Source organism: Butyrivibrio sp. (assembly GCF_017940685.1).
Classification (GTDB): Bacteria; Bacillota; Clostridia; order Lachnospirales; family Lachnospiraceae; genus Butyrivibrio.
Genome location: NZ_JAGAYD010000226.1, coordinates 1 through 13,873, shown reverse-complemented (window position 1 = coordinate 13,873; position 13,873 = coordinate 1). Strand labels below are relative to the sequence as shown.

The following is a 13,873-nucleotide window of genomic DNA, read 5'->3' as shown; positions in this document are numbered from 1 at the left end:
GATATCCAGACACATCTCGTAGTACTCCTTGTCCTGGACATCCTTTAACATCTCAATGATCTCACTGCCACGGGTGGTGTGAGATTTCATTACTTCAAATTCCTCGTTGGAAAGTCTTCCTGGCTTTAAAAGGATTGAATCCGGCACTGAAATCTTGCCTATATCATGCATGGCAGAGGCCTGGGTTATAACATCGATAAGATGAGGGTTAAGTCCAAGCTCAGGATAATTGTTCATGGCTGTGATAGCAAGTATCCTTACAAAACCCTTGATCCTCTTTATGTGATAGCTGGATTCCATGCTTCGAAACTCAACGATGGTAGCGATGGTATCAATAACCTTCTCGTTGCTGCCGCGAAGCTTCTCTTCCTGTTTCTTAAGATATACAAACTGCTTTTTTAGTACTCTTGTCTGATCCTCAACCTGATCCTCAAGGTTGTTCTTGTGGTCATATAGCTCTATGTTTCTGGAAACACGTCTGTCTACAATAACCGGGTCAAAGGGCTTGTGGATAACGTCTGAAGCACCCTTCTGATAGCTTGTACGCTCAGCCTCAGTTGATGTATCCGCAGTGATCATAAGGACCGGGATCCGTTCATTGAGATTATCTCTCTTTTCCATCTCCTCAAGTACGGCGTAACCATCCATTTCAGGCATGACAATATCCAGAAGAATGGCAGCAAGTTTGCCGTCATTTTCTTCCATCATCTTGATAGCCTCGAGGCCGTTTCCGGCCTCAAGGATATTGTACTTATCTTTGAAGATCTCAGCTAAAATACCTCTGTTGATCTCGTTGTCATCAACTACAAGTATTGAGCGATCAGGCATATAAAGCCCTCCTATCTCATCGTTCCACGATAGCTGCGCAGCCCATTCCGCCGCCTACGCACAGTGTTGCAAGACCCTTCTTTGCATCTCTTCTTTGCATCTCATAAAGAAGTGTAACAAGGATTCTGTTTCCAGAGCATCCAACAGGATGTCCAAGAGCAATAGCTCCTCCGTTTACGTTAAGTACGTCGTTGCTAAATCCAAGATCATGCTGAACAGCTACTGACTGAGCAGCAAATGCCTCATTAGCCTCAATAAGATCGAAGTCACCAATTGAGTAGCCGGCTTTTTTCATAACCTTCTGAGTTGCTGCAACAGGTCCGATACCCATGATGCTTGGCTCAACGCCTGCAAGCTCTCCCGCGATCCAGGTACCCATAGGCTTAACGCCGAGCTCTTTTGCCTTCTCCTCGCTCATTACGATGATGGCAGAAGCAGCGTCGTTGATACCTGAAGAGTTGGCTGCTGTCACAACTCCGCCGTCCTTCTTAAATGCTGGCTTAAGGTGTGAAATACTATCTACTGTAACACCCTTTCTTGGGCCTTCATCTGTATCAAAAATTATTGTTTCTTTCTTTTTCTTTATCTCAACTGGAACGATCTCTTCCTTAAACTTGCCCTCTGCTATGGCCTTTTCAGCCTTGTTCTGTGACCATGCTGCAAACTCATCAAGCTGCTGCCTTGTAAGGTGCCACTGCTCTGCAATATTCTCAGCTGTGATACCCATGTGATATCCACCGAAAGCGTCAGTAAGAGCGTCCTTGATCATGGCATCCTGAAGCTCTCCAGATCCCATACGATAACCGTAACGTCCCTGCTGCATAAGATAAGGAGCCATTGACATGTTCTCCATACCACCTGCAACAATGATATCTGCATCGCCCATTCCAATGAGCTTTGCTGCCAGATTTACGCAGTGAAGTCCAGATCCGCAAAGGACGTTTATTGTTGTAGCAGGAACCTCAACAGGAATACCTGCATTGATTGCTGACTGTCTTGCGGGATTCTGTCCAAGTCCGGCCTGGATAACGCATCCCATGTATACTTCATCAACCTGTTCGGGTTTAACACCAGCTCTTTTAAGAGCTTCCTTTATAACTATTGCGCCAAGAGCGGGAGCAGGAGTTGTTGAAAGAGCTCCTCCCATGGTTCCAATTGCTGTTCTGCATGCACCTGCAAGTACTACTTTCCTAGCCATTTTTACCCTCCAGTTTCCTTGAATTGTTTTATAGTAAAAAGAGATATCGCGATAAAATAACTTACTCACGATACCCCTTTATTTTAACACTTTAAAATATCTTACTCAACGTAGTAGTGTTAATTTATTATCAGTTTTATAGTCTTTTTATCTTCTCGAAAATGACAGCGGAAGTTCCAGTCCATGGCCTTCCAAAAGCTCTTTATCCCTTAAGATCTCATCTGCATTTCCGTCTGCGATTATCCTGCCCTCATCAAGCAGCACCACCCTCTTGCAGGTGTCCATTATAAAGTCAAGATCGTGGGAGGTTACTATCTTTAAAGCATTTATCTCATTTAAGATCTTTATCAGGTTCCTACGGTTTCTTGGATCCAGTGCAATCGAAGGCTCATCCATGATGATTATGTCAGGCTCCATTGAAAGGATAGTGGCGATAGCTGCAAGCTTTTTCTCGCCTCCTGAAAGATTGTAGTTGTGCCTTGTGCGAAGGTCAGTCATATGAACCTTTAAAAGAGCCTCTTCTACCCTACGTTCCACTTCCTCTGGCGGAAGACCGTAGTTTTGCGGGCCAAAGGCCACATCCTCCTCCACAGTTGAAAGAAACAGCTGGCTGTCCGAATCCTGGAAAACATATCCGATATGCTCTCTTATGTGGCTTAAGTTCTTTTTATTGACAGCATGACCAGCCACTTCCAAAACACCCTGATAGTCCAGCTTAAGTCCCACAAGGAGCTTCATGAGAGTTGACTTTCCAATGCCGTTAGCTCCAATGATCCCTATGCTCTCGCCGTCGTGGGCAGTAAGGTTTACGCCGCTAAGTACCTCTTCACCCTTTTCATAGGAGAAGTGAAGGTCCTCTATTTTTAAAATTTCACCTTTGGCTCCAGTATGCATCCATGTTCCTCTCTTAGTAGAAGTGCCTTAAAAGTATAAATAAAACTATCCAGATAAACGGGTAAAGAAAATCTGTGGCACTTACGTTTTTTCTTTTCACCCTGAAATCTCCGTTAAAGCCTCTTAGGGTCATGCTCTCGTAGACTGCGCTTGCCCTGTCCATACTCCGAAGGAGCCACTGTCCCACAAGGCTCCCCCAGGCTCTGTAATGAATACCCTTTTGCTTAGGCGCCCTTAGCATGTAAGCTGTTGTGATCCTGTCAGCCTCAGCTCCCATAAGTCCGAAGTACCTGTAGATCAGCATGATCACTATGACTATGATCTTAGGGACGTGAAGTATCCTGAGGGCGTAACAGATCTCCTCGATTGATGTTGTGGCAATCAGGATGTATGCAGACAGCACAGAGAAAAGACCTTTAAGCATCAGGGACAGCATCGATATAACGCCGCCTGTTACCGCCATCTGACTTCCTGCCACCGCAACCGAAAAGAGCACCTTCCTGTCAAAAAACGGATTGAACACGCCTACAAACAACACCAGTGGCAGTATGAGCCTCATGCGGTAAAGTCCGTCTTTTAAGGACAGATCACCAACAATGAAACAAAAAGCCGGGAAAACAGCCATCACAAGAAGCTTATCAAAAGCGTACTTGTCAAAGGATGCCACAACAAAGATGTATATAACGCAAACAAGCAGCTTCCCCAGAGGATGAAGCCTGTTCATCCAATGGGAACGCTGCTGCAGGTTTTGAAGTTTATTAAGTTCTCTTATGTTATCTTCAATCTGCTTCATTTTTCTTAAAGAACTTAAACAGGTAACAAGCACCAACTGTCACAAGGACCACCACAAGGGATCCTGTGATACCGGAAAAGCTTGTTCCCACAGCTGACTCGCTGTCTTTAAATGCATAATCAGGAAGTAGTGATGTTGTCTCCTGAATACCTGCTGCTGTATCGTAAGCGCCGCCTTCAGCCTCAAGCTCAGAAGTTCCGGCAACCTGCTCCATAGACCACTCAAGGCCATCTGGGAATGCTGATGCGAAAAGAGATACCACTCCGCCACAGACAGCTGCTGCCACAGCAACTGCAATGACAGTATTCTTAAGGCTAAGCTTTCCTTCCTTTTTCTCAGAAGTCTCTCCTACGCCCCACAAAAGCTCAGGTCTTGCCTCATATACAAAGATAAGTACTGCAGTAGTGATAAGACCCTCCACAAAACCAATTGCCAAATGGATTGGCTGCATTGTTGCAAGGAATACTGAAAATGGAAGCTCTGTAACACCGGAAGCAAGGGTTTCAAGCGTAACTGAAAACGCTCCAAGCTGCAGTGTAAGAACGCATCCAAGTATTGATGCCAAAGCTATCTTAACCCTGCTTGCTCCCTTCTTCATGATAGGCTTCCAGATAAGAAGCGCTCCTATAAAGCACCCGTAAAATGCCATGTTCCAGATATTACATCCAAGAGCAAGTAGTCCCCCGTCAGCAAACAGCAGACACTGAACAAGCAGCACTCCTATCATTGTAAGGAATCCAGCATAAGGGCCAAGAAGAGCGGAGAGCATCATGCCACCGCACAGATGTCCTGAAGAACCTGTTCCAGGAATTGTGAAGTTGAGCATCTGAGTTGCAAAAACAAATGCTCCCATAACACCCATTACAGGGATCTTCTCAGGGCTTGCCTGCTTTCTTACCTCTTTAACTGATACTCCTGCTGCCGCAGTAGATAAAACGTACATTGTTCCAGCAACTGCTGGTGCCACAAGGGCGTCTGCCATATGCATAAATATATCCTCCCACCAATACTGTTATAGATGTGAAAAAAGTCGCTTTTTAAGCGGACTGTGTCAATTCACAACTATGAGTATAGATAAAGACAAAGGGCGTCACAAGCCCCCCTGGGGGTTCTTTTTATGCATAAATCTATTATTTTTATTTTTTCTTTTCAAAAAGCTCCCTGATGGCCTTGTCATATGGCGCCCTAAGGACACCATACTCAGTTACAATACCGGTTATCAGCTCGTTGTCTGTAACGTCAAAGGCAGGGTTATAGACCTTAACTCCCTCTGGGGCCATCCTCTCGCTGTACCACATTTCAGTAACTTCCTCGGGCTTTCTCTGCTCTATGTTTATCTGATCTCCGGTAGGAGTGTTTATATCAATTGTAGATGTGGGAGCACACACATAAAATGGCACATTGTAGCGCTTTGCAACAGTAGCAACCATGCTGGTTCCGATCTTGTTGGCAGCATCTCCGTTTGCAGCCACCCTGTCACATCCAACAAATATCGCATTTACAGCTCCGGTCTTCATGAGAGAAGCTGACATATTGTCGCAAAGAAGGGTTGTATCAATTCCTGCTGAGTGAAGTTCAAATGCAGTGAGCCTTGCCCCCTGAAGGAGAGGCCTTGTCTCATCGCAGTACACTTTGATATTCCAGCCCTTCTCATGGGCAAGATACATGGGCGCTGTGGCAGTTCCGTACTTGCAGGTTGCGAGCTGTCCTGCGTTGCAGTGGGTCAAAAGTCCGTCTCCATCCTTAATGAGAGTAAGACCATTTTCACCAATGCGCCTGCAGACATCGATATCTTCTGCCTTGATGCGCTCTGACTCTTCCCTCATTTCCTTTATGACTTCGTCAATATCAAAAGAGCTGCCATCTTTCGTAACATTCTTTACATGCTCTTCCATTCGCTTTAAAGCCCAGGAAAGATTAACCGCTGTTGGTCTTGAGGAATTAAGGTAGTCACTCTTTTCTCTAAGTTCCTTCATAAACTCATCATAGACTAAAGCTTTCGAATGCTTCATAAGAAGGTACAGGCCAAATCCTGCTGTGACGCCAATTGCTGGTGCTCCTCTTACCTGCAGAAGGTAAATTGCATCCCAGATCTCTTTTGCCGTGTGAAGCCTTATGATCTCGATCCTGCCAGGAAGCAGGGTCTGGTCAATGATCTCTATGGCATCGTCATCATCCACAAGGGCTACTGTCTCGTAGTCTAATATACTCTTCATGTTCATCGCTCCTAACATCATAATTGATTATCTGTCACCAGTTAAAGCTGTGTTCGCCATCTGCAACTTCGCTGCTCTCGCCGTTTGGAAGTACCACTGTACAGGTGCTGTCCTTAGGAACAGTGCAGGTAAGGGTCCTTTCGCCGCTATCCCATGATACGCTAATGTCTCCCCGCACGCTCTTAAAGCTGCCACTGGCACTTGCAATTCCCGAAGTCATCATGGGGCGGATATAAAAGTGCTCATATCCCGGCGCATTCTCATCAGGCGAAATGCCAAGAATATACTTGTAACACACTTCACTGACACTTGAATAAGCTCCGTGGTTTAAGGAACCGTTCACGTAATACCTGCCATCACTGTACTCATCTCCGTTTGAATCAGAAAACCTCAGGATATCTACCGCCTCTCCATTGGTAGTAAGTCCCATGGACAACAGGTTAGCAAGTCCTCCAGGTGCAGTATTTGTCATAACTCTCACTGCCACATCGCCGTATCCGTACTCACACAGCGCAGGCAGATAGAATGCCATTCCTGAGTATCCGGGATAAAAGAGCTCTCCGCCGTAATCCCCAAGCATCTTAAGCCTGTCTGCCGCCTGCTGCCTCATTTCTTCAGGAAACAGCTCAAAGGCAAGTCCCAGGCAATAGGCCGTCTCACATTCATAGTCAGGATAAAGTATACCAGCCTCTACAGAATAGTCTTCTCTTATGAATTCCTGCTGCCATCTGCTGGTGAATTTATCAGAAATATCCGCATACTTATCAGACAGCTCATCCTCTCCCAAAGCCTTGTACATCTTGGACAAGAGCTTTGATGAGTGGGCACACCAGGCTGTATCACTGATCTTTTCAGAGACGCTTTGCATGGACAGATGATCGCCATACCCGCCTGATGAAAAGATATAATCCTCCGAATGTTCCACCAGGTAGTCTACCCACCTGCTGCCTGCAGAGACATTTTCTGCAAGGACCTCTTTGTCCCCATACTGCAGATAAAGATTCCAGGGGATAGTTATTATGGCATCTCCCCAGCAGCTGTGGCCGCCAAAGCAGCTGTTTGCGGGCGCCACATCGTAGATAGCACCATCAGTGTTCTGCATTGCCCGGATCTCTTTTAAAAAGCTTCGGTAAAGCTCTTTTGAGTCAAACTGATACATGGCAAAACCAGAAACCGCCTGAGCATCTCCCGTCCAGCCCAGCCTCTCATCCCTCTGGGGACAGTCCGTTGGTGAATCCATAAGGTTCGACCTAAGGCTCCTTACACTATTATCAAAAAATGCATTTATGATACCGTCAGAACAGTTAAATTCTCCCGTAGTCTCAAGATCTGATGAAATTGCAACTGCAGTTATTGCATCTTCTGGTATTGGCTTTGTAATGCCTGTTATTTCAAGGTATCTGAAGCCGTGATAGGTGTGGGAAAAATACACATCTTCGTAGCTGTCTCTTTTCCCAAAGACATAGTAATCTGTAGCCCGTGCAGTCAGAAGATTCCTGGTCCAGACGGTTCCCAAAGCTCCATCACCATTGACAATCTTGTCAGAGTTTAATATCTCGCCATATCTGAAGGTTACTACCTGTCCCTCCTGGCCATATGAATCCCCCAAAAGCCCAAGGTCTATCTTTACTGTTCCTGCAACGTTTTCTCCAAAGTCATATACGAAATGCCCTGGCACCGGCTCTGTCACACCTACAGGCAAAAGTTCCTTGTAGGGGGCAATAGATTCATTTTCCTTGGCCAAAACAGGGAGCTTACAAAAAGCATCAATGACGCCATCAACTTCAGGAGGTACCCACTCAGTCTCCGTATATCTGTCATCAATGATCTCTCCCTGATAGATGTCATTGAATCTGAATCTGGTATCAGTGCAGGCAAGGAAAGTCTCATCCGTTGGGATGACTTCACTTTTCCCGTTCTTGTACTCTATTACAACAGCGCCCTTTACTGCCAGCTTATCACCCCAGATTCCTGCAACCTCAGCAAATCCCACGCCCTTGTCATAGAATCCATGGAAAAGATATATCTTAAGCTCATTCTGATCCTTAAGCATATCAGTAACGTCATAAGTTACATAGTTAAGATAATGATCAAAGATCATTTTCCCCGGATCAAAAAAATTATCGCTGACCTTTTCCGAATTGAGATACGCTTCAAAGCTTCCAAGGGCAGTCATGCATAGATGGGCACTTTTAATATCTTTTTTCTTAAGCTCAAAGTCCTTTTTAAAGGCTGGAGCAACGTCCTTTCCCGTCTCTGAAAGCAGCATCCCTGAAGGCACTGACAATGCCATATTGCCTTCATGACCTTCAGTCTTTATGAACGCAGGGGAAAAAGCACCTTCTCTTCCACCAAAATAGTCATAAGGGTAAAGCTCATTAACAAAGTTGCCGTCAAAGTCATCCGAAAATACTACCTGTCCACCGCTTAATACGGTCAGGTCATCCATATATGCATCGCCCATTCCGCGGTCCTTACAGGCTCCGACGCAGCCAAGGGAAGAAAACGGCATATCTACTGATGTAATCTCTTTTCCGCAGACAGTGATATCTGCCTTGCCTCCGCTAACCTCCACCTGAAGGTCAAACTCTCCTGTTCCGCCAGTTATGTCCATGGCATCAGGCTTTACAACAAAGCCAGGATCTATCATTCCATGCTTGTAGCTCTTTATGACTACCTGGTCCTCTTCGCCACTATTGGATGCGCCAATAAGTAAAAGAGTTCCATACTCACCATCAGTATCTCCAAGAACCAGGTAGCCCGCTTCGCTGCCTGCTGTTATCCTGCAGCTTGCAGTAAAGTCAGTTATCTCTTTAGAAGGTTCCTGCTCATTTTTGCCGTTATCCGCGCTAAGAAAATGAGCTAAAGCCATAGCTTCATCAAAGGATTCTCTTTGCTGCGCCGTATCATCTTCCCCTTTGGCTCCACACCCGGAAAGGAGCAGAATGCCAAAAGATACTGCCAAAAGAGTTTTTATTTTTGATCTCAATTTATCAGATATCACTTCAAAAAATTCCTCACAATTATTGTCAAAGCATAGAACATTATAGCATGAAAAAACCGGCATCAGAATAATCCGATGCCGGTTTTGAATTATTTGAATGATTCCATTAATACAAGGAAGTTACTCCTCACTGCGTTCGGAGTGACACGTTCGAACCAGACTCAAAAGGACTTCGTCAAGTTCTCTCAGCCCTTTGCTGAAAGCTCTTCCTTAAGTCTCTTTGTAAGAGCAGGAACAACCTTGTTAAGGTCGCCAACGATACCATAATCAGCTACATCAAAGATAGGAGCGTTCTCATCCTTGTTGATAGCGATGATGATGTCTGACTCTTCCATACCTGCAACGTGCTGGATTGCTCCAGAAATACCGATTGCAAAGTAAAGTGAAGGACGAACTGTCTTACCTGTCTGTCCAACCTGAAGATCCTTTGGCTTCCAGCCAGAATCAACAACTGCACGTGAGCAGGAAACTGTTCCATTAAGAACCTCTGCAAGCTCGTCAAGAAGCTTGAAGTTCTCAGGTGAACCAACTCCACGTCCGCCAGATACAAGGATCTTAGCAGCCTGGATATCAGCTACTGCTGAAGTCTCTTTTACGATCTTAACGATCTCTGTGTAGCAGTCGTTCTTCTCAAATCCAGGGTTGTAATCAACAACCTCTGCCTTAGCACCCTTAATAGGATCGATCTTCTGCATAACACCAGGACGAACTGTTGCCATCTGAGGACGGAACTCTGGGCATGCGATGGTAGCGATTGTGTTACCACCAAATGCAGGACGTGTCATAAGGAGCTGTTTGTGCTTCTGCTCTACGCCTTCCTTAGGCTCAAGAGGGAAGTCTCCGATATCAAGCTGTGTACAGTCAGCTGTAAGTCCTGTATGTACTCTTGATGATACTCTAGGGCCAAGGTCTCTTCCGATAGCTGTTGCGCCAACAAGAAGGATCTCAGGCTTGAACTCTTTAATAACAGATGCAAGAGCGTGTGTGTAAGGCTCTGTTCTGTAGTCCTTAAGTTCTGGATCATCAACTACGATTACTCTGTCTGCGCCGTACTCAGCAAGCTTGTCAACAAGTCCCTTAACATCGCTTCCAAGAAGTACTGCAGTTACTTTTTTCTCATCAAGATCTTCTGCAAGATTTTTTGCTTTGCCCAGAAGCTCAAGAGCGATACTTGAAAGCTCATTATCTACCTGCTGAGCAAATATAAATACACCTTTATATTCTTCTAAAGACATGACTCTTCTCCTTTATTCTGAAAGTTTATTATTGAGTTCCTATATCACTCAAATTACGTGCTTCTCTTTGAGCTTGCCTACAATGTAGTCAACTGCTTCATCAGGTGAATCAGGACAAACCTTCTCGCCCTGTCCCTTCTTAACCTTATCTGAAGCCTTTGCGATCTGTGTAGGTGAGCCCTTAAGACCGAGATTAGAATCATCAACGTCTTTAAGATCTGCTCTTCCCCAAACAGTAACTTCCTTCTCGAAAGCATCAAAGATTCCGCCAGGAGTCATGTATCTGGGTTCGTTGAGCTCTGAAAGAGCTGTAACAAGGCAAGGCATCTTAGCTCTTACGATGTGATATCTGTCTTCGAACTGTCTCTTAACTTCTACAGTTCCAGCCTTCTCATCAACGTTAATTTCCTCTGCATATGAGATTACAGGAATACCAAGGTGCTCAGAAATCTGAGGACCAACCTGAGCTGTATCTCCATCGATAGCCTGACGGCCTGTGATGATGAGATCATACTGAAGGTTTCTCAGGGCTCCTGCAATAGTAGAAGATGTTGCCCATGTATCAGCGCCACCAAGTACTCTGTCTGTTACAAGATAAGCATTGTCTGCGCCCATAGCAATTGCTTCTCTAAGTACAGCGTCAGCCTTAGGAAGTCCCATTGTAAGAACTGTAACCTCTGCGCCATACTTATCTTTTAATCTAAGTGCTGCCTCAAGACCTGCTTTGTCATCAGGATTCATGATTGCAAGCATTGCACCTCTATCCAATGTTCCATCGGGTTTGAACTTAACGCCGCCCTTTGTATCAGGGACCTGCTTAATGCAAACTACAACTTTCATTATTTTTTCTCCTTTTTAGTTTTCTGTTCATAAGGAAGTTCGAAAGAACCTCGCCGTGTGATCACTTAAGTAAAGCACCAGAGATAACCATTCTCTGAACCTCAGATGTACCCTCGTAGATCTCTGTGATCTTAGCATCACGCATCATTCTCTCTACTTCGTACTCTCTGATGTAACCGTAACCACCATGGAGCTGAACAGCCTTAGTTGTAACATCCATAGCAACCTCTGCTGCGAAAAGCTTAGCCTTAGCAGCTTCAACAGAGTAAACGTCCTTTTTCTTCTTAGCGTCAGCAGCTGCATAAACAAGAAGCTTAGCAGCCTCGCACTTTGTTGCCATGTTAGCAAGCTGGAACTGTGTGTTCTGGAACTGGCCGATAGCACGTCCGAACTGCTTTCTCTCTTTTACGTACTCAACTGTTCTGTCAAGTGCGCCTTCTGCAATACCAAGAGCCTGAGCAGCGATACCGATACGTCCGCCATCCAGTGTGTGCATTGCGATAGGGAAGCCCTTTCCTCTAGCGCCGAGAAGGTTCTCAGCAGGAATGTGGCAATCCTGGAAAATAAGTTCATAAGTAGAAGAACCACGGATACCCATCTTGTTCTCTTTTGTACCAAATGTGAATCCAGGTGTTCCCTTCTCAACGATGAATGCTGAGAACTTCTTCTGCTTTCTGCCCTTCTTGTCTTCTACGATATCTGTGTAAGCGATGATAATGTAAACATCAGCAACCTCACCGTTTGTGATAAAGCACTTTGATCCGTTAAGAACCCACTCTTTTCCATCCTCTGTAAGGACAGCCTTGGTCTGAACGCCCTGAGCGTCTGTACCAGCCATAGGCTCTGTAAGACCGAATGCACCGAGCTTCTCGCCCTTTGCAAGAGGAACAAGATATTTCTGCTTCTGCTCCTCTGTACCATATGTAAGGATAGGATCGCAGCAAAGTGATGTGTGAGCAGATACGATAACTGCTGTTGTACCACATACCTTAGCAAGCTCCTCTACACACATAACGTATGTAAGAGGGTCGCATCCCTGTCCGCCGTACTCCTTAGGAATAGGAATACCCATGAAGCCGTACTTCTGCATCTTCTTAACGGTCTCCATAGGGAAAACCTCTGTCTCATCAACCTCTATAGCATTTGGCTTAACTTCTTTTTCTGCAAATTCTTTGAAAAGAGCTCTCGCCATTTCGTGTTGCTGATCAAGCTGAAAATCCATGATATAAACCTCCGATTATTATTTTTTAATTATCAAGCGCGATCTGTAGGAACCTTGTTTCCATCAGCATAGTTGTAGAAACCAATGCCTGTCTTAACGCCGAGCTTTTTGCCTCTAACCATCTTACGAAGAAGAGGGCAAGCACGATACTTGGAATCACCTGTCTCTGAGTAAAGAACGTCCATGATAGCAAGAACGATATCAAGACCGATGTAATCACCAAGCTCAAGGGGTCCCATAGGATGGTTACATCCAAGCTTCATAGCTGTGTCGATACCAGCGATATCTGAAACACCCTCTGAATATACGAAGATACCTTCGTTGATCATAGGAACAAGGATTCTGTTAACAACGAATCCAGCTGCCTCGTTAACCTGTACAGGTGTCTTGCCAAGGTCTTCTGAGATCTTCTTGATCTTGTCTACCATGTCATCTGGAGTGTTAGCACCCTGGATAACCTCAACGAGCTTCATAACAGGAGCTGGGTTGAAGAAGTGCATTCCGATGATAGGTTTTGCAAGGCCTGAGCCAATTTCTGTGATTGAAAGAGATGATGTGTTTGAAGCAAAGATGCAATCAGGATTCTTTACGATGTTTTCCTGAAGCTCTTTGAAAAGGTTCTTCTTGATATCCATAACTTCAAGAGCAGCCTCAACTACAAGATCAGCATCTGCACAGATATCGTTAAGACCTGTCTGGATCTTAGCTGTTATCTTGTCAGCTTCCTCCTGAGTTTTCTTTCCCTTAGCAACCTGCTTATCAAGACCCTTCTTGATCTTAGCAAATCCGCCTTCAGCAAACTCAGTCTTGATATCGCAAAGATAAACCTTCTCTACAGACTCAGCCTGAGCAAATGTCTGGGCAATGCCTGATCCCATTGTACCTGCGCCAATAACAGCAACTTTCATTTTCAGTTCCTCCTAAAATTTTATTGTATTTTAAATGAGTTATTTATTCTGGAAGTTAACTACCTTAACCTTAGCTGGATCGTCTTTCTTTCTAAGGAAGTTAGCCATACCCTCTCTCTGATCCTCTGACTCGAAGCATGAACCAAAGAGCTTCTCCTCGATAACAAGAGCCTCATCGATGTTAACCTGACGGCCATCATTGATAGCCTTCTTGCATGCACGAACTGCGATAGGTGCGTTAGCTGCGATCTGACCTGCCATCTTCTCTGCAGCTGCAAGGAGCTCTTCCTGAGGATATACAGCATTTACAAGACCAATTCTCAAAGCCTCATCAGCCTTGATGTTCTTAGCTGTGTAGATAAGCTGCTTAGCCATTCCATCGCCGATAAGACGAGCAAGTCTCTGAGTTCCACCAAATCCAGGTGTGATTCCAAGACCAACCTCTGGCTGACCAAACATAGCGTTGTCTGAGCAGATACGGATGTCACAGCTCATTGAGATCTCACATCCACCGCCGAGAGCAAATCCGTTGATTGCAGCGATTACAGGAACAGGGAACTGCTCGATCTTACGGAAGATATCGTTGCCCTTCTTACCAAAAGCTTCGCCCTCTGCCTTAGAAAGTGTGCTCATCTCTCCGATGTCTGCACCTGCAACAAAAGACTTCTCACCAGCACCTGTAAGAACAACAGCTCTTACAACTTCAAGGTCAAGACCTGAAAAAGCTGCATCCAG

The 13,873-nt window shown here is 45.1% G+C and carries 12 protein-coding genes; all 12 read right to left on the bottom strand.

All coding sequences use genetic code 11. From position 1 onward, the window contains the following. Positions 1-828 (bottom strand): response regulator (locus J6I68_RS13585; RefSeq protein ID WP_292221119.1); only part of this gene is annotated, 828 nt, incomplete at its 3' end. A 16-nt stretch (positions 829-844) separates the two neighbouring features. Next, positions 845-2,026, bottom strand: a complete 1,182-nt coding sequence (locus J6I68_RS13580; RefSeq protein ID WP_292221117.1) for an acetyl-CoA C-acetyltransferase — start codon at positions 2,024-2,026, stop codon at positions 845-847. A gap of 147 nt (positions 2,027-2,173) precedes the next feature. Next, positions 2,174-2,920: an energy-coupling factor ABC transporter ATP-binding protein gene (locus J6I68_RS13575; RefSeq protein WP_292221115.1), complete on the bottom strand. Its 747-nt coding sequence runs from the start codon at positions 2,918-2,920 to the stop codon at positions 2,174-2,176. A 13-nt stretch (positions 2,921-2,933) separates the two neighbouring features. Next, positions 2,934-3,713, bottom strand: a complete 780-nt coding sequence (gene cbiQ, locus J6I68_RS13570) for a cobalt ECF transporter T component CbiQ (RefSeq protein ID WP_292221113.1) — start codon at positions 3,711-3,713, stop codon at positions 2,934-2,936. Continuing rightward, the gene (locus J6I68_RS13565) at positions 3,700-4,701 is read right to left on the bottom strand and encodes an energy-coupling factor ABC transporter permease (protein WP_292221111.1); all 1,002 of its coding nucleotides are present in this window, start codon (positions 4,699-4,701) and stop codon (positions 3,700-3,702) included. The genes cbiQ and J6I68_RS13565 overlap by 14 nt, the downstream gene beginning before the upstream one ends. A gap of 148 nt (positions 4,702-4,849) precedes the next feature. Beyond that, a complete protein-coding gene (gene mtnA / locus J6I68_RS13560) occupies positions 4,850-5,929 on the bottom strand; it encodes an S-methyl-5-thioribose-1-phosphate isomerase (protein ID WP_292221110.1) in 1,080 nt (359 codons plus the stop codon). 34 nt (positions 5,930-5,963) lie between these two features. Next, the gene (locus J6I68_RS13555) at positions 5,964-8,918 is read right to left on the bottom strand and encodes an alpha-L-rhamnosidase (RefSeq protein WP_292221108.1); all 2,955 of its coding nucleotides are present in this window, start codon (positions 8,916-8,918) and stop codon (positions 5,964-5,966) included. Between the two features lie 200 nt (positions 8,919-9,118). Then, positions 9,119-10,168, bottom strand: a complete 1,050-nt coding sequence (locus J6I68_RS13550) for an electron transfer flavoprotein subunit alpha/FixB family protein (RefSeq protein ID WP_292221107.1) — start codon at positions 10,166-10,168, stop codon at positions 9,119-9,121. A gap of 48 nt (positions 10,169-10,216) precedes the next feature. Continuing rightward, on the bottom strand, positions 10,217-11,008 hold the full coding sequence (locus tag J6I68_RS13545; protein WP_292221106.1) for an electron transfer flavoprotein subunit beta/FixA family protein: 792 nt from the start codon (positions 11,006-11,008) through the stop codon (positions 10,217-10,219). 61 nt (positions 11,009-11,069) lie between these two features. Beyond that, the gene (locus tag J6I68_RS13540; RefSeq protein WP_292203322.1) at positions 11,070-12,230 is read right to left on the bottom strand and encodes an acyl-CoA dehydrogenase; all 1,161 of its coding nucleotides are present in this window, start codon (positions 12,228-12,230) and stop codon (positions 11,070-11,072) included. 32 nt (positions 12,231-12,262) lie between these two features. After that, positions 12,263-13,138 carry a 3-hydroxyacyl-CoA dehydrogenase family protein gene (locus J6I68_RS13535; RefSeq protein ID WP_292221105.1) on the bottom strand — a complete coding sequence of 292 codons (876 nt, stop codon included), beginning with the start codon at positions 13,136-13,138 and terminating at the stop codon, positions 12,263-12,265. 39 nt (positions 13,139-13,177) lie between these two features. Further along, a partial coding sequence (locus J6I68_RS13530; protein WP_292221103.1) for an enoyl-CoA hydratase-related protein occupies positions 13,178-13,873 on the bottom strand: 696 nt, incomplete at its 5' end.

Excerpts from the sequence above, each read along its gene's own strand:
- J6I68_RS13580 (WP_292221117.1), bottom strand. The coding sequence starts at position 2,026 with ATGGCTAGGAAAGTAGTACTTGCAGGTGCATGCAGAACAGCAATTGGA.
- J6I68_RS13575 (WP_292221115.1), bottom strand. The coding sequence starts at position 2,920 with ATGCATACTGGAGCCAAAGGTGAAATTTTAAAAATAGAGGACCTTCAC.
- cbiQ (WP_292221113.1), bottom strand. The coding sequence starts at position 3,713 with ATGAAGCAGATTGAAGATAACATAAGAGAACTTAATAAACTTCAAAAC.
- J6I68_RS13565 (WP_292221111.1), bottom strand. The coding sequence starts at position 4,701 with ATGCATATGGCAGACGCCCTTGTGGCACCAGCAGTTGCTGGAACAATG.
- mtnA (WP_292221110.1), bottom strand. The coding sequence starts at position 5,929 with ATGAAGAGTATATTAGACTACGAGACAGTAGCCCTTGTGGATGATGAC.
- J6I68_RS13550 (WP_292221107.1), bottom strand. The coding sequence starts at position 10,168 with ATGTCTTTAGAAGAATATAAAGGTGTATTTATATTTGCTCAGCAGGTA.
- J6I68_RS13545 (WP_292221106.1), bottom strand. The coding sequence starts at position 11,008 with ATGAAAGTTGTAGTTTGCATTAAGCAGGTCCCTGATACAAAGGGCGGC.
- J6I68_RS13540 (WP_292203322.1), bottom strand. The coding sequence starts at position 12,230 with ATGGATTTTCAGCTTGATCAGCAACACGAAATGGCGAGAGCTCTTTTC.
- J6I68_RS13535 (WP_292221105.1), bottom strand. The coding sequence starts at position 13,138 with ATGAAAGTTGCTGTTATTGGCGCAGGTACAATGGGATCAGGCATTGCC.